At 40.6% G+C, this 21,638-nt stretch carries 17 protein-coding genes; 3 read left to right on the forward strand and 14 right to left on the reverse strand.

The annotated features are described in order from the left end of the window. Positions 1–506 precede the first annotated feature (506 nt). Together ABDZ91_RS16325 and hflX are read right to left on the reverse strand one after the other, a co-directional pair. On the reverse strand, positions 507–1,754 hold the full coding sequence (locus ABDZ91_RS16325) for a methionine gamma-lyase family protein (protein ID WP_343801070.1): 1,248 nt from the start codon (positions 1,752–1,754) through the stop codon (positions 507–509). 6 nt (positions 1,755–1,760) lie between these two features. Further along, a complete protein-coding gene (gene hflX, locus ABDZ91_RS16330) occupies positions 1,761–3,008 on the reverse strand; it encodes a GTPase HflX (protein WP_343801073.1) in 1,248 nt (415 codons plus the stop codon). Positions 3,009–3,152: 144 nt separating this feature from the next. On the opposite strand from hflX, the gene ABDZ91_RS16335 reads away from it, so the two are divergent. Further along, positions 3,153–3,761: a trimeric intracellular cation channel family protein gene (locus ABDZ91_RS16335; RefSeq protein WP_343801076.1), complete on the forward strand. Its 609-nt coding sequence runs from the start codon at positions 3,153–3,155 to the stop codon at positions 3,759–3,761. Between the two features lie 140 nt (positions 3,762–3,901). Next, positions 3,902–4,939, forward strand: coding sequence for an STAS domain-containing protein (locus tag ABDZ91_RS16340; protein ID WP_343801079.1), 1,038 nt, complete (start codon positions 3,902–3,904; stop codon positions 4,937–4,939). A gap of 64 nt (positions 4,940–5,003) precedes the next feature. On the opposite strand, the gene spoVK is transcribed toward ABDZ91_RS16340, so the two are convergent. From spoVK to mutS, 5 genes are all read right to left on the reverse strand, one after another. Continuing rightward, a complete protein-coding gene (gene spoVK / locus ABDZ91_RS16345; protein WP_343801081.1) occupies positions 5,004–5,960 on the reverse strand; it encodes a stage V sporulation protein K in 957 nt (318 codons plus the stop codon). 666 nt (positions 5,961–6,626) lie between these two features. Then, the gene (gene hfq, locus ABDZ91_RS16350) at positions 6,627–6,857 is read right to left on the reverse strand and encodes an RNA chaperone Hfq (protein WP_343801084.1); all 231 of its coding nucleotides are present in this window, start codon (positions 6,855–6,857) and stop codon (positions 6,627–6,629) included. A 58-nt stretch (positions 6,858–6,915) separates the two neighbouring features. After that, a complete protein-coding gene (gene miaA, locus ABDZ91_RS16355) occupies positions 6,916–7,866 on the reverse strand; it encodes a tRNA (adenosine(37)-N6)-dimethylallyltransferase MiaA (protein ID WP_343801087.1) in 951 nt (316 codons plus the stop codon). A gap of 176 nt (positions 7,867–8,042) precedes the next feature. Next, on the reverse strand, positions 8,043–9,899 hold the full coding sequence (gene mutL, locus ABDZ91_RS16360; protein WP_343801090.1) for a DNA mismatch repair endonuclease MutL: 1,857 nt from the start codon (positions 9,897–9,899) through the stop codon (positions 8,043–8,045). 20 nt (positions 9,900–9,919) lie between these two features. Further along, positions 9,920–12,502 carry a DNA mismatch repair protein MutS gene (gene mutS, locus ABDZ91_RS16365; RefSeq protein ID WP_343801093.1) on the reverse strand — a complete coding sequence of 861 codons (2,583 nt, stop codon included), beginning with the start codon at positions 12,500–12,502 and terminating at the stop codon, positions 9,920–9,922. Between the two features lie 230 nt (positions 12,503–12,732). On the opposite strand from mutS, the gene ABDZ91_RS16370 reads away from it, so the two are divergent. Beyond that, positions 12,733–13,293, forward strand: a complete 561-nt coding sequence (locus ABDZ91_RS16370) for a hypothetical protein (RefSeq protein WP_343801096.1) — start codon at positions 12,733–12,735, stop codon at positions 13,291–13,293. Between the two features lie 21 nt (positions 13,294–13,314). Here the strand turns inward: ABDZ91_RS16370 and ABDZ91_RS16375 are convergent, their stop codons facing one another. The 7 genes from ABDZ91_RS16375 to ABDZ91_RS16405 form a co-directional block, all read right to left on the reverse strand. Then, positions 13,315–13,857 (reverse strand): outer spore coat protein CotE, encoded by a 543-nt coding sequence (locus ABDZ91_RS16375; RefSeq protein ID WP_343801099.1) that lies wholly within the window; start codon positions 13,855–13,857, stop codon positions 13,315–13,317. A gap of 426 nt (positions 13,858–14,283) precedes the next feature. Next, positions 14,284–14,715 carry a YlbF/YmcA family competence regulator gene (locus tag ABDZ91_RS16380; protein WP_343801102.1) on the reverse strand — a complete coding sequence of 144 codons (432 nt, stop codon included), beginning with the start codon at positions 14,713–14,715 and terminating at the stop codon, positions 14,284–14,286. Between the two features lies 1 nt (position 14,716). Beyond that, entirely contained in the window at positions 14,717–16,255 is a 1,539-nt protein-coding gene (gene miaB, locus ABDZ91_RS16385; protein WP_343801105.1) for a tRNA (N6-isopentenyl adenosine(37)-C2)-methylthiotransferase MiaB, read from the reverse strand. Positions 16,256–16,538: 283 nt separating this feature from the next. Continuing rightward, on the reverse strand, positions 16,539–17,513 hold the full coding sequence (locus ABDZ91_RS16390; protein ID WP_343801108.1) for a hypothetical protein: 975 nt from the start codon (positions 17,511–17,513) through the stop codon (positions 16,539–16,541). Further along, positions 17,510–18,202, reverse strand: a complete 693-nt coding sequence (locus ABDZ91_RS16395; protein WP_343801111.1) for an ABC transporter ATP-binding protein — start codon at positions 18,200–18,202, stop codon at positions 17,510–17,512. The genes ABDZ91_RS16390 and ABDZ91_RS16395 overlap by 4 nt, the downstream gene beginning before the upstream one ends. Before the next feature lie 15 nt (positions 18,203–18,217). Further along, entirely contained in the window at positions 18,218–20,764 is a 2,547-nt protein-coding gene (locus tag ABDZ91_RS16400; RefSeq protein WP_343801114.1) for an FtsX-like permease family protein, read from the reverse strand. A gap of 294 nt (positions 20,765–21,058) precedes the next feature. Continuing rightward, on the reverse strand, positions 21,059–21,295 hold the full coding sequence (locus ABDZ91_RS16405; protein ID WP_343801117.1) for a hypothetical protein: 237 nt from the start codon (positions 21,293–21,295) through the stop codon (positions 21,059–21,061). Between the last annotated feature and the right edge of the window lie 343 nt (positions 21,296–21,638).

A 21,638-nucleotide genomic window follows, 5' to 3' on the forward strand; every position in this document is an offset into this window, starting at 1 on the left:
TCTGTCCGCAAACTACTTGATATCAACTGTTTTATGCCAAATAGCGGATTCTCTGTCCGCTTCATTTTCTAACCGGACTCTGGTTCCGTTATTTGTGAAAAAATGCCGGTTTCAGGCATGCAATCGGACTCACGTTCCGCTATTCATCACTTTTCATGCCTTTTATAGCTGAATTTTGTTCAGTAACGGAACGTCTGTCCGCGAACTACTTGATATCAACTGTTTTATGCCAAATAGTGGATTCTCTGTCCGCTTCATTTTCTAACCGGACCCTGGTTCCGCTATTTGTGATAAAATGCCGGTTTTAGGGATGCAATTGGACACACGTTCCGCTATTCACCACTTTGCATGCCTTTTATGGCTGGATTTTGTTTAATAACGGAACGTCTGTCCGCGAACCCTCCAAAATCAGGCTATCTGACCCAAATAACGGATCTCCTGTCCGGCACCCCGCACTGCCCAACAAAAAAACTCCCCTTACTCTAGGGAAGTTTTTCAATTTACTATTACAATACCCGGTCGATGGCATAACAAACCGCTAATTTTACATGTTCATACGTTAAACCACCTTGCACATACGCTACATACGGTGGTCGAATTGGCCCATCGGCTGTCAATTCAAGGCTCGCACCTTGAATAAAGGTTCCCGCAGCCATGATTACATCGTCCTCATAACCCGGCATATAACTTGGATACGGGGTTACATGTGAATTAACAGGAGATGCAAACTGAATGGCTTGGCAGAATTTCACCATATCTTCGCCCGTTGGGAATTGGACGGACTGAATGAGATCCGTTCTTTTCGCATCCCATGAAGGTTCTGTTTCCATTCCGAATTGCTCTAAGAAACATGAAGTGAACACGGCACCCTTTAATGCTTGGCCTACAACATGCGGAGCAAGGAAAAAGCCTTGATACATTTCTTGAAGACTGTAGAGACTAGCACCCGCTTCTGCCCCTATTCCTGGAGAGGTGAGTCGGTAGGAGCATGACTTCACATATGGCTCTTTACCTACAATATAACCGCCAATTTTAGCAAGTCCTCCTCCAGGATTTTTAATCAATGAGCCAGCCATTAAATCAGCCCCTACATGACAAGGCTCTAATTCTTCAACGAACTCGCCGTAGCAATTGTCTACAAAAACAACGACGTCTTCCTTTATACTTTTCACAAATGAAATCATTTCCTTTATTTCATTTATTGTAAAAGAAGGGCGGACTGCATACCCTTTTGAGCGTTGGATTCCAATCATTTTTGTGTTCGGTTTAATGGCCGCTCTCACTGCATCGAAATCAACACTCCCCTCTTCAGATAAGGGCACAGATTGATAACTGATGCCAAAGTCTTTTAGAGAGCCGTCTCCTTCGCCACGAATCCCCACAATTTCTTCTAACGTATCGTATGGGTTTCCTGTTATATACAGGAGTTCATCCCCGGGACGAAGGATTCCAAAAAGAGAAATGGTTATCGCATGTGTACCGGAAATGATTTGTGGCCGCACCAATGCAGCCTCTCCTCCAAGGACTTCAGCATAAACTCTTTCTAATGTATCCCTTCCCATATCATCATACCCATAGCCTGTCGTTGGGTTGAAGTGAGAATCACTAACTCTGTTTGATTGAAAGCTTTTCAATACTTGATTTTGGTTCCAAAGAACGGTTTCATCGATTTTTTTGTGAATTGGAGCAATCATTTCCTCCACGTGATTCACGACTTGCTGTATTTTTTCACTGTTTTTAAAATCCGAAAACATATGTCCTTACCTTTCTTGTTGCGTAAAAATTGGATGCGTCTCTAGTGCATAGCCTTTTAGACGATATACATCTTCTTGTTCATCAAATTCAAGGTTCGTCACAATCGTTTCTGTTTTAAGCTGACTGATCATTCTACCTTGGTCTGCCTGAATTAAAAGGTCATACGGATTCATTTCGGTCCGAATGACTGATTCTACTGTTTGAAGTAAAAGTCGTAAGTCCTCTTCTTTATAGGCACTAATATGAATACTATTCTTTGGAGAAAGACGAACAAAATCACGCGGACTCGCATCTCTTTTATTATAGACGACAATTTCAGGAATGCTAGATGCTTCTAGACTTTCAAGTAATTTTCTGACGGTTCTTTCATGCTGATCACAATCTGGATGGGAGCTATCGACAACATGAATTAACAAATCAGCTTCCGCTACCTCTTCTAACGTAGAGCGGAATGCTGCAACTAAAGTCGTTGGTAAGTGCTGAATAAATCCAACGGTATCTGTAATTAAGGATTGGAAACCGGTTGGTAGCTTTACTTTTCTAGTCGTCGGATCAAGTGTAGCAAATAGCAAGTTTTCCTCTAGCGTTTCTTCACTTGTTAAGCGGTTAAAAATCGTGGATTTCCCAGCATTCGTATAACCCACCAATGCAATTTGAAACACTTGGTTTCTTTTGCGTCGCTCACGGTACCGCTCACGATGTCTTTTCACTTGCTCGAATTGTCTTTTCAACTCATCAATTCTTCTGTTGATATGTCTTCTATCACTTTCAAGCTTTGTTTCCCCCGGACCTCTTGTACCGATTCCTCCACCGAGACGGGACAATTGAGCACCTTGGCCACCTAATCGTGGGAGTAAATATTCTAGCTGAGCCAATTCAACTTGGAGTTTTCCTTCTCGTGATTTAGCACGGCCAGCAAAAATATCTAATATTAGCTGAGTTCGATCAATAATCTTCGCATCTAGATGTGCACTTATATTTCGAACCTGGCTTGGTGAAAGTTCATCATTAAAAATAAATAAGCTTGGCTCTAACTCTTCCTCCAGTGCTTTTAACTCTTCCAGCTTCCCTTTTCCAATATACGTAGCATTATCAATTCGATCCCGCTTTTGAACGACTTCTGCTAACACTTCTCCATTCGCTGTATGGGTCAAGGATGCAAGTTCTTCCATTAAAAATGTAAATCGCTCATCTTCTATGTGCGGGAGTTGACACCCTACTAATATCGCTTTTTCTTTATATTCTTGAACCAAGAAATAACCCTCTTTCTCCTTTTTTTCATTTATGTATTGACTCTTTTTCAAACCGTGTTACAATCCAGTCTTGGAGTTATTTTATGTAATCATACACATTTAATATATACATGAATTCATTTTAACATCAAGGGGTGATCCTCCATGTCTTGGGAATTGCTTTCCGTCATTGGTACAATCGCGTTTGCGATTAGTGGAGCCATCGTTGCGATGGAAGAGGATTATGATATTTTAGGCGTCTATATTTTAGGTGTTGTGACAGCATTTGGTGGCGGTGCGATACGAAACTTGCTGATTGGCGTTCCCATTGCAAATCTCTGGGAGCAAGATTCACTTTTCCAGATTGCCCTTTTATCGATAACTGCTACCTTCTTGTTCCCTAAAAATCTATTAAAATATTGGAACAAGTGGGGAAATTCGTTCGATGCAGTTGGTCTGTCTGCCTTTGCCATACAGGGAGCCCTTTTCGCTAACGAAATGGGACACGGAACTAGCGCATGTATTGTCGCTGCTGTTTTAACAGGGAGCGGCGGAGGGATGCTACGAGATGTGTTAGCTGGCCGTAAGCCACTGGTCTTGCGTTCTGAAATCTATGCTCTATGGGCTATACTTGCTGGAGCCTCTATTGGTATAGGTTTTGTTAACACTACTATCGAACTTGTTCTCCTTTTTGTCATCATTACTGTGCTTAGAATTTTGTCATTCAGTCTAAAGTGGAGACTTCCACACAGAAATCTACAAAGAAGTTTATAATACTACTGATTTGGAAGATGGCCTATTAACCTTCTTCCATTTTTTATTACATTTTTTTGAATAACGAATTGTTTTTCATTGAATTTTTGTAAAATTTGCTACAATAAGATAAATACACAAAGGAAAAGGAGCATCGTTTGATGAAAACTAATTCTGGCAATTTTAATATTGGTGGAGTAACGTTCAATTGGGACTTAAATAAGGGGAAATTTTCATACGAAGGCAGAGATGCCGTTCTCTTCTGGATTACTACAGCTATGAAAACCTTTTTTGATACGATTGAAGAAATTTCTGGCGAGGAGGCTTCCCGCCTTGTCTTTGAAGCATCAGGTTTTCGACAAGGAGTTGTTGTGGGAGATTACTTTGAGAAAGTAAAGAGTGTCACTCCGGAAGAAGCCATAGAAATGATTACAAATACATATGCTGCCGCTGGTTGGGGACTGGTTAAAATTGAAGAACTAAACCCTGAATCAAAGATTGTCAGAATCCATCTCAAAGATAGCTGGGAATATAAAATAAACGTTGAACAGGGAAAGAAGGTTGGAAGTAATTTTTTACCTGCCCATTATGCCGGCGTATTTTCTGGTCTTTTCGGAACCAATATGGGGTTCGATGTTGTTCAGTACCAGCAATCAAAACATGATTATACAATTGTGGAATTCTATCCTTCAAAGGTAACAATTCGTGATAACGTCCACCAATTAGCTAGGAAAAAGGAATTGGACCAAATTCTCCAACTAGAGGCTTTAGTGGAGGACAAAACAAGAGACTTAAAAAAACTAGTAAAGAAACTTTCTTCACCTTTCATTCCTGTACTGGATGAAGTTGTAGTTGTCCCCCTAATTGGAGAGTATAATGAAGAACGTTCTGAAGAGCTGCTTGAAAAGATCATTACACAATTACCACACTACCAAGCAAGGTTCTTAATTTTGGACTTAACTGGAGTAGAATCCACAGAGTTCACCTATATGGCAGCTCTAATTAGAGAAATTGGTTCTTCCGCCTCTATCATGGGTACAGAAACCTTTTTAGTGGGAATAACGCCTGATTTATGCAAGTCCTTAACAAAAACGGATTTAACTTGGGATTCATTTCAATGTTTCCATACATTGCAACATGGGATCTATTATGCGCTCGGACAGTTAGGTAAAGCGGACCCCCATATTGATATTAAATAGACGCTCGGTTTCTTAATAACCAAGCGTCTATATTTATGGATTTATTTTTTGTTTTTGTGAAAACTTAGTCTCCGTCCTCTTCAAATAAAAGATCGTGGCTTCGAATGGTCATTAGTTCTTGTCGATCATATTGATTGTTTACAAGGAGCCTCATGGCCTGTGTTCGTATCGCACGTTCAATCACATTTCGTACATACCGTCCGTTTGAAAAATTAGATGGACCTAATTCGGATTTTTTCCATATCAAATGGTCTCTCATTTTCTTTTCGGCTTCCATACTTAGTACGTATTCTTTTTCCTTCATCATTCGAGACCCAATTTCCATGAGTTGGTCCACACTATAATCCGGAAAATCAATAACCAATGGGAAACGCGATTCTAACCCCGGGTTCAGAGTCAAGAAATGATTCATCTCTCTAGAGTATCCCGCCAAAATCAAGATAAACTCATGCTGCTTATCTTCCATATGCTTCACAAGTGTATCAATGGCTTCTTTCCCGAAGTCCTTTTCTCCGCCTCTCCCTAAGGAGTACGCCTCATCGATAAAGAGGATCCCGCCTATTGCTTTTTTTATTAAATCTCTTGTTTTCTGTGCTGTGTGACCGATGTATTCTCCGACTAGATCAGCTCGTTCCGCTTCAATTAAATGCCCTTTTGATAATACATTCATCTTTTGAAAAAGCTTTCCTATGAGCCGAGCCACTGTCGTCTTCCCAGTGCCAGGATTTCCTTTGAACATCATATGCAACGCTTGCTTCCCTGACTTGAGCCCTGCTTCTTCCCGCTTCTTATTTACATAAATCCAGGCATATATCTCTTTAATCATTTTTTTCATTTCATTCATACCCACTAGGGCACTTAACTCTCGTTCAATCTCTCGTAACTCCGCATGATCATTTGTTGTTTCATGAGGGACAGGACTCTTCTTTACAAAAACCGGCTCTTTTACACTTCTTCTTTTTTGTGAGTTTAATACAACGCTTATTTGACCATTATTCTTCATTCGAATTGGCTGGTCCAAAGCTTTCACCTCTCAATCACTAAACAGTATACTCTTACGATGTTGAATGGGTGACAAATGCCTATATAATGAATCATTTGGACACGGCTTCGCCTCTACTTCTAGAAGCGCTTTACGCTCGAGAGCCAGTTTTATCAAATTCCGGCTTCTTTAAGTTCTTACACACTACTATATATGTATTCAACAATGTCCCATTCCATTAGTGAAAATTTGTCCGAGGTGGGGAGAGTTTGTTTTGGGTGTGGCATTGGGAAGGTGAATTAAAGGCCGGTTTATGTTGTGTTGGTGACTTCGTGTAGGAGAGTTATAAGGTGAATTTGGTTTATGTTCTGGTTTTGGTGTGGAATTCGAAATAAGTGAACATATAGAGGATTTTTGTTCTAGTTTTATAGATGTAAGGAGGCAAATTAGAACATAAATTGAATTTTTGTTCTAGTTTTGCTGAAGGCACCCTTAAAAGTTGAACATAAATTAGGTTTATGTCCTAGTTTTAAAGCTGCATAGCGTAAAACTAGAACGTAAATAAGTTTTATCTCCTAGTTTTGGGACAGCGGAGAAGAAAACTAGAACATAAATCCCGTTTCCACGAATTCCTCACCAACATCCTAAGCAAAAAAAGAATGCCCCTCCATTACCAGGGACATTCTCTCACAGGATACTATTTCATTATGCTTCGTTGGTATCAATGGTTACGTTACGTTGTGGAGCAAAGGTAGAGATTGCGTGTTTGAAGACTAGTTGCTGTTTACCGTCACAGTCGAATAATACCGTGAAGTTATCGAAACCTTTTATATTTCCCCTGATTTGAAACCCGTTTAATAAAAAGACGGTTACCGGGATTCCTTCTTTTCGTAACTGATTCAGATATTGGTCCTGAATATTAACCGGTTGCTTCATGGTCCTGCCTCCTATTCTCTCTCTGCGATAGACCTTACAAGGTGATTCGCTTGTTAATTTATGTATTCGCCTTGAGTTCCAACTTTCCTGCTATGAATTGCGAGATTTCCTCAATTTTTTTCTCGATTGCGGAAATATCTGTCATATCAAACCACTCAACCTCTAGCTGGTTGCGGAACCAGGTAAATTGGCGTTTGGCGTAATTTCTGGAGTTCTTTTTTAATTTTTCAACAGCTGTTTCTATATCCACTTTTCCTTCAAGATATTCGTAGATTTCTTTATAGCCTATTCCTTGTACAGCTTGGGTTCCATGAATATTTTGATCAAAAAGTCCTTTTACCTCTTCTAATAAACCCGCCTTCATCATCACATCTACCCGATGGTTAATTCTTTCATATAAAAGGTCCCGGTCCATCCTTAGTCCAACGATGGCTGCATCATATAAAAGCTCTTTGGACTGAGTTTCCTTCCATTTAGAAAACGGTACTCCGGTGTCAAGGTACACTTCGAGAGCACGGATTACTCTTCTTGTGTTATTCGGATGGATCAATTGTGCGCTATCAGGGTCCACTTGCGTCAGTTTTTCGTAAAGTGGCTCAATCCCCTCTTTTTCAAACTGGAGATAAAGTGCATCTCTCGTTTCGTTTGAAGTTTCTTCTTGGAACTGAAAATCAAATAGCACCGATTGAATGTATAGCCCTGTTCCTCCCACGATAAAAGGGAGCTTTCCGCGCTTTTCGATTTCTGTAATCTTTTCCCGCACTAACTTTTGAAAATCTGCGACGGTAAAAGATTCATCCGGTTCGCGAATATCAATCAAATGGTGCGGAACACCATCCATTTCTTCTTCTGTAACTTTTGCAGTCCCGATATCTAAGCCACGGTAAATTTGCATGGAGTCACCACTGATAATTTCTCCATTCCATTTTTTCGCCAGTTCAATACTAACTTTAGTTTTACCGACTGCGGTAGGACCGATAATGACAACTACCTTTTGTTGTTCCGTCATAAAGCTCGTTTCCTTTCTTTACTTAAAAGAGTAATGAGCTTTTCTTACACAAATGTCCAACATCTTCACATTATAGTCAGTCGTTGCGACTTTTATACTCTTACTCTTATGTTTTTTATGTAAAAAAACGCCTTGATCGATGGCTGACCAAGGCGCCTCCATTTATTGTAAAAAGACTACATGACCCTCTTAAACATTTTCTCCAGCTCGTAGGTCGTGAATTTGACAAGAATAGGTCTCCCATGCGGACAAGTAAACGGATCACTTGCCTTTCTGAGATCGTTCAGTAGGGTTTCAATTTCTTCTTGTCTTAAGTACCGATTCGCCTTTATCGAGCCTTTACAACTCATAAGGATGGCCGCTTCCTCTCGAATTTTCTCGATACTAATTTTATTCATCTGCAAAAGCTGTTCAATCATTTCTTCAATCGTTTCCTTCTCCTCCCCTTTTGGAAACCAGGATGGATGCGAACGAACGATAAAGCTATTCATCCCGAACTCTTCTAGGAATACACCAACGGATTCTAGTTTACTCTTATTCTCTGTAATTTTCATAAAATCATCCGGTGCAAACTCTAATGTTAATGGAATGAGTAGTTCTTGTACGTCATTTGGAACCTGTTGAACTTTCACTCTAAAAAACTCGTACTTCAACCGCTCTTGTGCAGCATGCTGGTCAATCAGATATAGCCCCTCATCATTCTGCGCAATAATGTATGTCCCATGTGCTTGACCAACAAAATAGAGAGGTGGTATTCGATATTCGCTTTGTTCCTCTTGAGGTTCCGCCTGCTCCACATGCGGGGGCTCGTGCCAAACGTCGGTCGATTCAGTATCTACTTCTCTAATAAAAGATGAGTCTACTTCTGGTTGGAATGATACAGGACTCGTTGGTTCCGGTTGTGTCACCACATGAGTTGGTATTTCTTTGTGAAATGGTCGATCCACTTTGAGTTCTTCTGTTGTTGGAGCATCCCACTGTAATGTCGTTTGTACCGGCTTCTCTTCCCGCTTTACAAACCCTTTAGCCGCAGATGGAATCAACGTTTCTTTCCGCCATCTACTTCTAATGGCATCGGTTACCTGCTCCTTTAATTCCCCTTCTTTACTGAAGCGAACCTCGAGCTTGGAAGGATGAACATTCACATCCAGCAGTAATGGGTCCATCTTAATATCCAATAGACAAATCGGATAGCGACCGATTGGTAAAAAGGTATGGAAGCCATCCATTATGGCTTTTTGAATCGCATGATTTCGAATAAAACGTCCGTTCACAATGATGGTCATGTAATGGCGGGAAGCTCTCGTTACCTCTGGCTTAGCCATGTAGCCTTTGATTTCAAAATCAAGTGAAGATGCTTCAAACGTAACCATGTCTTTCGCAATTCCTACACCATATATAGAGGCCAAAACTTGAACAGGGTCTCCGTTTCCACTTGTTTGCAAAAGCTTTTTACCGTTATGCACTAAGCGGAAGGAGACATTTGGATAACAAAGAGCGATTCGACTGACAACGTCCGTAATATGACCTAATTCTGTATGAAGCGTCTTCATGTATTTGAGACGAGCCGGCGTGTTGAAAAAAAGCTCCTGAACCGTTAAATCCGTCCCTTTTCTGGCGTGAGCCTTTTCAAAAGAGACAACATGCCCACCATCCAACTCAATTTTGCTACCTTCGTCTTCCGTAATAGAGCACGTTTGCAAAGTCACTTTGGAGACAGAGGCAATACTCGGAAGTGCCTCACCACGAAATCCAAGTGTACGAACACGGAACAAATCCTCTTCATTTTGAATTTTACTCGTAGCATGTCGTTTAAAAGCCGTGACAACATCCTCATGTTCAATTCCCGAACCGTTGTCAATAATTCGAATTTCTTCGAGACCCGCTTCCTTTACCAGAATATCGATTACTGTACTACTAGCGTCAACTGCATTTTCGACCAATTCTTTTACGACGGAGGCAGGGCGCTCCACTACTTCACCAGCCGCTATTTTGTTAGACAGATGATCACCAAGTTCATGAATTCTCCCCATGTTTTAGCCTCCTTCCATAATTATTTCAACAATTTCTGTAGCTTATATAATGCGTTCATCGCATCCATTGGCGTCATTTCCATGAGCTCTAATTTTTCTAACTCCTCAACTAGTTCGGAATGCTTTTTCAAGCCCTTTTCTTGAAGGGGTTCACTTTTCTCTTCCACGAAAAATGAAAGTTGCTCATCCTGAGAGGTCATTTCTTTAACCTGGCTTTCAGCCTTAACAGGAGTATCTTCCTTATTTTCAAAGGTTGCTAAAATTTCTTGGGCACGCTGAATCACTTCACGTGGTAGTTCTGCGAGCTCTGCGACATGAATACCATAGCTTTTGTCAGCAGCTCCCTCTTTCAGCTTGTGTAAAAAGACAACTTTCCCATTTTCTTCAGATACGCTCACGTGAATATTTTTCAACCTTGGTAATTCGTTTGCAAGCACCGTTAATTCATGGTAATGGGTTGAAAATAAAGTCTTTGCGCCAATTTCGTTATGCACGTACTCAATCATCGCTTGCGCAAGTGACATCCCATCATACGTAGAAGTACCTCTTCCAATTTCATCAAATAAGATGAGACTGTTTTGAGTCGCTTTCGTTAGAGCATTTTTGGCTTCTAACATCTCAACCATGAATGTACTTTGCCCTGACACAAGGTCATCAGCGGCTCCAATTCTAGTAAAAATTTGATCAAAGATCGGGAGTGCCGCTTGGTCAGCTGGAACAAAGCAACCAATTTGAGCCATAATGGCAGTCAATGCTACCTGTCTCATATACGTACTTTTACCAGCCATATTAGGACCCGTAATTAGCAACAGCTCTCGTTCAGCATCCATATAGCAATCATTTGGTACATACGTCTGCATACCTAATACTTTCTCAACCACTGCATGTCTACCATTTTGAATCACTAGCTTGCGGTCCTTCGAAAAGGTTGGCCTTACAAAGTGACGTTCCTCACTAATGGTTGCAAAGCTTTGTAAAACATCAATTTCACTGATCGCTTTCGCCAAAGCTTGTAATCTCGGAATATACTGTTTGATTTCTTCACGAATCCCAACAAATAGGTCATATTCAAGCTCTACACTTTTCTCTTCTGCTTCTAAAATTAAAGCTTCTTTTTCTTTTAGATCAGGGGTAATAAAACGTTCCGCATTCGTTAACGTTTGCTTCCGGTCGTATTGTCCTTCTTTTAAGAGGTGTAAATTCGCTTTCGTCACTTCAATATAGTAACCAAATACACGGTTATAACCGACCTTTAATGATTTAATTCCTGTCTTTCTGCGTTCTTCCTGTTCCAGTTCAGCAATCCATGTCTTCCCGTTTCTACTTGCTTCCCTGTATTGGTCCAGTTTCTCATGGTATCCGTCTTTAATTAACCCACCTTCTTTTACAGAAATAGGCGGATTCTCTTGAATCGCTTTGTCTAGAAGTTCATAAACCTCCTCACAAGCATCCAGGTAGTCATCCCACTTAGTTGAAGTAGAAAGAAGCCCGAGAACGATATTTTTTATATCAGGAATTTGACTTAGTGAATTTTTTAGTTGAATAAAATCACGCCCGTTCACATTTCCGAACGCAATTCGTCCCGCTAAACGTTCTAAATCATACACCTTTTGTAATTTTTCTCGAAGGTCCTGACGTTCAAAGAAACGGCCCTTCAAAATTTCAACAAAATTCACTCGCTCTTCAATTTCGCGTTCACTTGTAAGCGGTCGGTCGATCCACGTTTTCAGGAGACGCCCACCCATCGCTGTTGCCGTTTCATCTAAGAGCCAAAGTAAACTACCTTTCTTGTCCTTCGTTCTAATCGTTTCCGTAAGCTCCAAGTTCCGCTTGGAATACTCGTCCATTTTTAAATAATGTTGAGTTTGATAGATTTCAGCCGCTTGTAGATGATCTAAGTTTCTTTTCTGTGTCCGGTGCAAATAGCTTAATATTCTGGTAACCGTTGAAATTTCTTCTGGATGAGTAAGGTTTTTCAACAATTGCGGGAACGAAGCTGTATCGTCGTCTTTCTCCTGAACAGAGATGGTAACCCCATACCGATTTTGAAGAGTGTCAGTCCATTGGTCCTTAAAGTTTTGTGGAACGACCACTTCCTTCGCCCCTATCAAGGCACACTCACTAAAGCAGTCCTCCACCGTTTCAAACATCGTCAGCTTCAGCTCTCCCGTAGATAAATCACAATAGGTAAAACCGTAACGCTCATCGAACGGCGTGATTGAAACCATATAATTATTTTCTTTATCCTCTAATGTATGGCTATCCATCAATGTACCAGGAGTGATCAACTGAACAACTTCACGCTTCACTACTCCCTTTGCCTGCCGAGGATCTTCTACCTGCTCGCATATAGCCACTTTCTTACCTTTTCGAATCAACTGATCTATGTAATTTGGCGCTGAATGGTAAGGAACCCCACACATCGGAATCCGTTCTTCTCCCCCACCATCTCTGGACGTCAACGTAATTTCTAATTCCTTCGAAGCTTGTATCGCATCTTGAAAAAACATTTCATAAAAATCACCTAAACGGAAAAATAGAAATGCATCTTCATAGTCTTTTTTAATTTGTAAATATTGTTGAATCATAGGCGTATAACCCATCGGTATCACAAAACCTTTCTACGTAACACTGTCTTTTTCATTTCTCCATTATATCATAGAGGCTTGTCCTCTATCACTGGAAGAAATGGTAGATTTGATGAGAATGTGGCCGGAGGTTGGTTCCATTTATTTAGGGTTTTCAGAACTCTGGAAGAGTTATTCGGAACTAAGCTGGCACTTTTCGGAACTCCGAGGATACTTTTCAGAACTTAGAGGGGGTTTTTCGGAACTTGGAGAGACTTTTCAGAACTTGGAGGGGATTTTTCGGAACTTGGAGAGACTTTTCAGAACTTAGTGGGCACTTTTCAGAACTCGCAACCTCCTTTTCGGAACTCGCAACCTCTTTTTCAGAACTTAGAGTACACTTTTCAGAACTCAGCAACTCTTTTTCAGAACTCGCAACCTCATTTTCGGAACTCAGAGGGCACTTTTCAGAACTCGACACCTCTTTTTCAGAACTTAAAACCTTCCTATTGGAAAATCCCCCCTCTATCGGAAATCTCCACCGTCCTATCGGAAAACTTCAGCCTCATATCGGAAATCTCCGCACTCCTATCGGAAAATTCCACCCCCCTATCGGAAATCTCCGCACTCCTATCGGAAAATTCCACTCCCCTATCGGAAGTCTCCGCACTCCTATCGGAAAATTCCACTCCCCTATCGGAAATCTCCGCACTCCTTTCAGAAATTCCTCCCTCCTACTGGAAATACCATCCTCCCTATCAAAGTCCTTCCCCCTTCCAGGCCCTCCCTCAACAGAACCTGTACCAATTCAAAATAAAAAAAACTAGGAAGGACCTGCTTCCTAGTGTTTATTCCTCTTCAGTTCCGATTAAGAAGTCAGGATTTAGTTCCTCGAACTCCTCATCGTCTACATCAAGTTCCCAATCGTGATCGTCTTCTTCGCAGTCTGGGTCGTAGGCTACGCAGATTTTAGTTTCACCAATCACTTCGACTAGGAATTCTCTTTCTGCATTTACAATAATCTTATTTCCGTTAGGGGAAACAACTGCTTCTACGCAGTTTGGCTGTTGAAGCACTTTACACTTTACATCTAGGTCTTCTAGAACATCCTCATCGCGGTATTTTAGCTTAATGACATCGGTATACGGTACTTTGCAAGTACATACATCTGTTTTTGTATTATCGGAGTGGGAGAACCAACAGTTAATATCATAATGTCCGCTAACTTCGACCGTATTACCAGATTTCTTCGCTTCATACGTATGGTTAATGATCCAGGCACCTAGGATGCTCGACGGATTCTTTGTAGGGCTTACCGTATGATTAGACTGTGTAAATTTACGACCTTTTGCCACGACAGCCTTTGTAATAATCTCTCTATAATCTGCCATGCGAGCTAAACCTCCTCTAGTCTTTTCATTTCATCCTATGCGGGACAATAGACTAGTGTGCGAATATTTATTGGATGATTATTTTGGAATTTGCATAGGCTAAAAACTATTACATCATATGCTATGGGTGCATTTGTGTGTGTGTCTAGGGATTTTCTTTTTGGGGAAATGGGCGAAATTGTTTTGGAGGATTTTTGTGAAAATGATCAGTTTACTTTAGGTTTGTAGGCTTTTGGTGTCATTGGGGGTCAATGGTTACCATTCTGACTCTGGTTTACTCAAAACGGGCATCATTACTCCACTTTGTAACCATTTCCACCGATCACCCCCGTAAAACCGACCTCATTCTTACAGAAAATCAACCACCCCTCCAATATTCACACCAACAAAAAAACCCGCTCCACCAAAGCGAGCGGGCCATACATATTATGAGCAGCTTGAGCCACTTGTGTTTTCTACTTGTGAACCAGTTTCCCCACGAAGGAGGTCACCGCCAGTTGACTCAATGATTTGGTTTGTTACTGTGTTTGAAATGGTGTGTGCTACAACTTGAAGTAGGTCATTTACTTCTACTTGTGAGCTTTTGAATTCTTGAACAACCGGAATTTCATCAATTTCTTGTTCAATCTTTTCAATCTTTGCTTCCACCATTTTTAATGCTTCTGTTTTACCGAAGTGCTGGAAGTTAACAGCCGACTTTTGTAAACTCTTTAGGCTCGCGATTTTTTCACGGACCTTTTGGTTTTGGTTAATTTGTGCCTCTGCACGTTTGAAGAAATCCACTTCTTCCGTTTCTGAAATCATTGCTGCTAATTCACGTGCACGTGCGATAATATCTTCTTTAGTATATTTTGCCATGTTAGTTCACCTCTACCGTTTCCTCGATCATTTCACCGTCAAGCGTCCAAGTTTTTGCTTCATTCACTTTTACTTTTACAATCTGGCCAATGGCAGACTTTGGACCTCTAAAGTTAACCAGTTTGTTTTTGCTTGTATAACCTGCTAATACATCTGGGTTATTTTTACTTTCTCCTTCAACTAATACCTCGACCACCTGGCCTTCGTATTTTTTCATCGCTTCTGCAGAAAGTTCATTTACCAGCGCATTTAAGCGCTGTAGACGTTCCTTTTTCACTTCCATCGGAACATTATCCTTCATTTTAGCTGCAGGCGTTCCCTCACGAGGAGAATAGATGAACGTATAGGCCGCTTCAAATCCAACCTCACGATATAATGAAAGGGTTTCTTGGAATTGCTCTTCCGTTTCATTTGGGAAACCTACAATAATATCTGTTGTAAAAGTAGCATCCGGAATGGCTTTTTTAATTTTAGCAACAAGATTCAGGAAATGTTCACGCGTATATTTTCTCGCCATAATCTTTAATACATCACTTGAACCAGATTGAACTGGAAGGTGAATGTGATCCATTAAGTTGCCTTTTTTCGCTAATACTTCAATTAAACGATCATCGAAATCACGTGGATGACTGGTTGTGAAACGGATACGTGGGATATCAATAGAACGAAGCTCATCCATTAAGTCACCTAGTCCGTACTTCATATCCTCGAAATCTTTTCCGTACGCGTTTACGTTTTGACCAAGAAGTGTAATTTCTTTATACCCTTGAGCTGCCAAGTGGCGAACCTCTTGGATGATATCTTCAGGGCGACGACTTCTTTCCTTACCACGCGTATATGGAACGATACAATACGTACAGAACTTATCGCAACCGTACATAATGTTGACCCAACCTTTGATTTGGCCCTTGCGCACTTTTGGAAGGTTCTCAATCACGTCCCCTTCTTTAGACCAAACTTCCACAACCATTGCTTTTTGCATGTACGCTTCTTTCAAAATGTGTGGTAGGCGGTGAATGTTGTGTGTACCAAAAATCATATCAACATTTTGGTATGATTGAAGAATCTTATTTACCACTGATTCCTCTTGAGACATACAACCACAAACCCCGATTAAAAGATCAGGTTTTTCTGTTTTCAAATGTTTCAAATGTCCAAGCTCACCAAACACTTTGTTCTCCGCATTTTCACGAATCGCACAAGTGTTTAGAAGGATGACATCAGAATCTTCCACTGTAGCTGATGGCTCATACCCAAGTGCCATGAAGATCCCAGCCATAACTTCTGTGTCGTGTTCGTTCATTTGACAGCCATACGTTCTAATGTAAAATTTCTTACCGTCTCCAAGACCTCTGAACTCCTCAGAGATTTTAAAGTCTTTGTGATATTTTACTTCTTCTTTTCCTCGTTTTTTGGCGTCCTTTAAGTTGGGAGGAATATAAACAGACTGAAAATACTTGCTGTAATCCTTCTCGGATTTTTTGTCCGCGGGCTTAACAGCTTCTACTTGTTGTCCTTCTTTTCTTTGATTTTCATTCATCTATAAGAACTCCTTTCTCCTACGTTTATAGACGAAACGCAATAAAATTAAAACGACATAAATCACACTTTATCCAAATAAAACTCGATTAGCCTGAGTTCTGTCAGCTTGTTTACCAAGTAAACAACCCACAATTCTACACATTACCTTAGTATAAAGGTTTTTCTAGGCTGAAACAATAGGGGAGACTTTGGGAAAAGTGGCAGGTTCGTGAAGATTTGGATAGGAAGAAAAAGAAAAATCTCTCCCTATCCCAATATGGAATAAAAAGAGATTCTTCCATCTATAACCCTTCTTTTTGACCCAAAGCCTCTTTAGCCTGTTTCACTTTGTCCTCATCACCCATCGCAGCTCCCAGCCTAACAATTTCATTAAGGGTTTCGACTTTCAGGTTTTGGTTAATGTGCATGCTTTGCACAATCCGTGTCATTTCCTCTTCATTCCCAAGAAGTTGGTAGTATTTCAACTGTAGTTCTGCCCCAAACGAGTCTTGGCTTGGATTAAGTGATAAAACGAACTCCTCGGCCTTATGGGGATCTTCTTTTATAAATAGATAGTAATAAGCGTAGGGATAGGCAAAACTTTCGCTCAAATTCATTTCTTCCACGATGGGAATAATCTGTTCAAATAGACTTATATTGTCGGAATAGTAAGCTTCTAAAATAGCAAGACGCACATAAAATTCCGACTCCTCCCTTAAGGACACGATTTCCTTCCCATCGTCAATGGGTACATAAAGACTCACCTCTTCTTGTGTAGCCTGCTTTAAGTGAGAAAGTTCCATGCGTCTTGATTCCCCAGCTTCTACATCCAAGTAAATGAGTTCCTTTTCTGAGTAGCCGTAAAAAATCCCATTTACTTCTCTACTACCAACTGGATAAAAAGTTACTAGAACGGGGTGACCTTTTTCTAACCCAGCTACAATGTCCTCAGCATCACCATAGGTAGGTAAAATAAAAACCCCTTTTTCATCCATAACTTGAAGTAAGTCGGTTAGTGCATAAGTAGAGAAATCTGTAATTTCTGAGATGTTCTCTAAATCTTGGTCCGTCAATTCTTGATTAAAATATTGGAGGATTCTTTCCAAGCCCTGAAAATGAGCATCTTGGAAATTCAACTCTCCTTCAAGGAGTTCTTCGTAGTTCTCAACCATAACCAAAGGGCGTTCCTCTTCTATCTCATTCTCCACTTCTGGCTTCTGATTACAGCCGGTTAACACCATCCATACCAAACTAATGGTAAAAAGAACCCGAATCATGTGCTTGACCCCTGACTTTCTCGACTATGTCCGTTTATCCTTCCATCTAATAGAAAGATCTTTTCATCGGCTCTTTCCGCTATGTGAATGTCATGAGTAATTATGACAACGGTTACCCCATCTACTTTGTTCACTTCTTCTAGTAGTTGAATAATCTTTTCACCTGTTTCTGAATCGAGGTTTCCTGTAGGCTCATCTGCTAGAATGATAGATGGTTTTGTAATAAGGGCTCTGGCAATGGCGACCCGCTGTTGCTCGCCTCCTGATAGTCTGGATGGCAGATGGTTCATCCGATGGCTTAAGCCCACTCTCTCCAATGCTTCTTTTGCATTATTTTTAAGGGCCGATGAGGAAAACATCGACAACAATGGCATCATTACATTTTCTAAAGCCGTTGCCGTTGTTAACAGTTGAAATTGTTGGAAGACATAGCCGATTTTCTCCAATCGAAGCTTGGCTAATTGGTGGTCATTCATTTTATGAACCGGTTGTTCATCCACCCAAATCTCGCCGTGATCAATCGGCTCCAATCCACCCAGTACGTGGAGCAAGGTTGATTTCCCTGATCCAGAAGGACCTTGAATCGACACATAGCTCCCTTTATCTATCGAAAGAGACACATCTTTTAAGACCTCAACCGTTTCACCGCCGGCTACATAACTCTTTTTTACACCCTGAACGTTTATCATCCGTTATCCCCCTTTTTAGGCATTATGCTGCCCCTTTACAACGGCATTCATCTTCATACCTTTCACAATGAGCCAAGTAAACAGGACCATTAGTATGATTGGTGAGATGATCATCAGTGCAACCATCCATATCGGTAACCAAAGATTGGAGAAAAAGGTCAACAGCGCGTATCCTCCCATGGTGCCCAGTACCGAACCTAGTGCGGAAACAATAAAAGCTTCCATACTTAAATAAAGCTGAATTCGTTTCATTGGCCAGCCAATCGAACGAATAATCGAAAATTCCTTTCTCCGTTCGGTAATATTTAAAAATAGTAACAAAAATACCGTTAGGATGGTTAGGACGATTCCAATGATTAGGAAAATCGTTTGATAGCTTTTTAGATTTAGGTCAATCGTTTCCCCAAGAAAGCTTAAGAAGAGAAAATCGGATAAGCTTTGTTGGGTAGCTACAAATAGCATCGACATAAATGTAGTTAAAGCAAGTACCATAGCTAGTAAACCAAACCGTAATGGGCGACGAAGTAATTGATGAAGGACGTAAGAAAGCAGTCCGTTGATCTTGAACATGCGCATAAAACTCCATTCTGTCCCTTCACCTTCTAGCCCAGCACGTGGTGATAGCTTTAAAGATTTTCGGCTGCCGGAGAGGTAACCGATGCTAATAAGTATAATCATGATGAACCAAATCCAGAGGAAGTGGTACCAAACAAGTGATTGAAGCCACATATTGGTTATGATGACCACAGCGATCGGCACCAAACTAATCCCTATAATTTCGAAAGCAAGCACCTGTGCAATTTTTCGTCGAGTCCACCCAATAGCACGGAGAATCGCAAACTCACTCGAACGTTGCAATAGACTATGGGTAATAACTGTGTAGCAGAAAATAAAACTGATTAAAAGCAAGTACACAAACAGTAACACGTTCGTTTTTTCAATTTGGTTTTCAATCGACCAGCTAACGCCTTTTTGTTGCCAACTTTCCTCAACCACTCCAACTTCATCCGCTGAATCACCAGCTAGTTGGACATGCATTTTACTGGCACCCGAACCTAGCATGATTTCGACTTTATGCCCCGTCTGTTCATTTATTTGGTATGCAACCTCTTCTATTTTCCGCTGACTTTCCTCTGATCGTTCCGCTACGTCTTCCACAACAACTCGAATAGACGAAAGTGGTGGAGTGTCATGATACACATGTTTCAATGCGTCTAAGGTAGTGAGCATATCAGGTGCCCCCGGATAGTAGGAAGCTTTTACTGGCAATGGAAGTAACGATGTAGGTTCTATTTCTTCACCTAATCCGTTTTGGATGATCATACTATGATGTGGTGTATAAATATCGAGGGGATCTCCCTCTTCCCAGGATTCCTCAAAAGTAGGAACAATGTTCGATGAGTCGTAAAGTCCAATTACATCGATTGTAAAATCATATGTTTCTCTTTTACCCGATTGGTATCGATAAAATGGGAAATCAACATTAGAGTAAAACGGGCTCGAATTTTGAAATGTCTTAGCTTGTATTGAAGGAATTTCTCCTTGTACACTTTTTAGTAATTCATATTGGAGTGGAGAATAACGAAGTATCTCTGTGGGTGCATACCTTTGTAAATACGGTTCTTCTGAAAAATTCCCCGCTTCATCAAAGTCGATATTTACATTTTTAAATCTGTATTCCGATGATAAGGTTGAAATCTCTAGTTGTGCAACTGGAGTTTCCGTTAACCTTTGGAAAAAACTTCTCGTTCCTGCTGAAAGATCCCCTTCCTCCACTTCATCAGGCAGTATAAACTCTTGTATGATAACCCTATCATTCATTTCGTATTGTGGATCTTGTAACCCAATGACAGGGATAATATTCATTTGTGCATTTCCATCATAATGGATCGATGCTTCATCCAGATATGACCCTGAAATGACACTATTAGACAAGTTATATAACTTATCTTCTGCCTCTGGGTCTATGGCTACTAACAGCATTTCATTTGGATATCGAATGGTAGCACCTGGTAGAACGTTTATAGGATACCCTCTTTCCTCCAACATCTTTTGATAGAGGAGGGATCCTTCTAGTGATGGGTCATAATTCTCTTGAATCGAGGAGTTATTTTTCAGTATGTATGTTTGATATCCGTCAAATGCAGTAGTTTCACTTGAAATCCGATACCAATGACCAGGTTTTGCATGTATATAGTTTGCTCTCATGCCATCATAATTGATAAAGCCAATCAAGGCTACAGGAGCCGCAACTTCCACCCCTGGTATTTTCTCTATCGTTTCTAGATCGGTCATAGAGATTCCACCGTAACTAGCCATACTAGATTGTGGGGCAACCCAACCATTCTCTAAAACTCTTAATCCATCATCTTGTTGAGGTGTTACTAAAATATCATATTGATAACGCCAGTTTTTCTCTAAATCTGATTGAGCTTGAATAACAATTCGATCTGTTACGGTTTGCGTTCCTGCATATCCTACTCCTAAACAACTTAAAATGAGTACGATTGTTAAAAATAATAACCACCGTTCTCGAGTGGATGCTTTTATGTATTGTAACAATCAAAATTCCTCCCTAGTAGAAGCCAATACTTATTATTAGGCTATTTTCGTATACTTTGTTGCTTTTGACAGTAGTTGGTTGTATGAACAAGATGCGTTGATTTCCGTTGCAGGAGCTTGCTTTCCGCAGGCGGTCCGGGAGCCTCCTCGTCGCTTACGCTCCTGCGGGGTCTCCCTTGTCCCTTCCTCCTGCAGGAGTCAAGCACCTTCCACTCCAATCAACTGCGGTTTAACAACACGTGAAATAAACAACAATCTTTACGAAAACAGCGTATTATTATTACAGTTATAGTGTTACATAATTGGGCAATAAGAACTTACTTTTGTACTAATAGTGCGGAATTCCTGTCTATCTCCAATGTGGCGGTGCTGCTGCTCATATTTATAGTATCCACTATTATGAACACAACTATAGTAAGTATAATGAGTCTGCCAGCTAGAACCTCCATGATGTGCGCTTGAACTTAATGGGTTTGCAAATAACGAACCTACTAAAGCAAGACCAAACAAAAACTTTGAAAATTTTTTCATGTTTCTCCACTCCTCTTTTATTATACAGTATTGGCTTCCAAAATCACCCTATCATAATACCAGAATTTAACATAGCATATTTTGGAATTTTTGTAATATTTGGTAAAAATGACTCATAGAGGAAACTGTCATATCACTTCCATTTTGGGAGTTTTTTCCTAATTAGGTTGTTTGCGAAACCATCAGTAGGAAATATGATAGGTTAGAAAAGTATTGAAGGTGGAGCCCTTAGAATGTGAATAAGAAAAACCGGGCAAAAACCGCCCGGTCCTTTTTTGTCTAGTGGATGTCCGATAACTTGTACTCTTTCCCATGTACCCCTTTATAGTACTCCGGGTACATT

The organism is Bacillus carboniphilus, assembly GCF_039522365.1.
In the GTDB taxonomy this organism is placed as follows: domain Bacteria; phylum Bacillota; class Bacilli; order Bacillales; family JC228; genus Bacillus_BF; species Bacillus_BF carboniphilus.

Coding starts and splice junctions, on each gene's coding strand:
- mutL (WP_343801090.1), bottom strand. CDS start 9,899: ATGGGGAGAATTCATGAACTTGGTGATCATCTGTCTAACAAAATAGCG.
- ABDZ91_RS16340 (WP_343801079.1), top strand. CDS start 3,902: ATGAAAACTAATTCTGGCAATTTTAATATTGGTGGAGTAACGTTCAAT.
- mutS (WP_343801093.1), bottom strand. CDS start 12,502: ATGGGTTATACGCCTATGATTCAACAATATTTACAAATTAAAAAAGAC.
- ABDZ91_RS16390 (WP_343801108.1), bottom strand. CDS start 17,513: ATGATTCGGGTTCTTTTTACCATTAGTTTGGTATGGATGGTGTTAACC.
- hfq (WP_343801084.1), bottom strand. CDS start 6,857: ATGAAGCAACCGGTTAATATTCAGGACCAATATCTGAATCAGTTACGA.
- ABDZ91_RS16335 (WP_343801076.1), top strand. CDS start 3,153: ATGTCTTGGGAATTGCTTTCCGTCATTGGTACAATCGCGTTTGCGATT.
- ABDZ91_RS16375 (WP_343801099.1), bottom strand. CDS start 13,857: ATGGCAGATTATAGAGAGATTATTACAAAGGCTGTCGTGGCAAAAGGT.
- ABDZ91_RS16380 (WP_343801102.1), bottom strand. CDS start 14,715: ATGGCAAAATATACTAAAGAAGATATTATCGCACGTGCACGTGAATTA.
- miaB (WP_343801105.1), bottom strand. CDS start 16,255: ATGAATGAAAATCAAAGAAAAGAAGGACAACAAGTAGAAGCTGTTAAG.
- ABDZ91_RS16405 (WP_343801117.1), bottom strand. CDS start 21,295: ATGAAAAAATTTTCAAAGTTTTTGTTTGGTCTTGCTTTAGTAGGTTCG.
- ABDZ91_RS16395 (WP_343801111.1), bottom strand. CDS start 18,202: ATGATAAACGTTCAGGGTGTAAAAAAGAGTTATGTAGCCGGCGGTGAA.
- miaA (WP_343801087.1), bottom strand. CDS start 7,866: ATGACGGAACAACAAAAGGTAGTTGTCATTATCGGTCCTACCGCAGTC.
- ABDZ91_RS16325 (WP_343801070.1), bottom strand. CDS start 1,754: ATGTTTTCGGATTTTAAAAACAGTGAAAAAATACAGCAAGTCGTGAAT.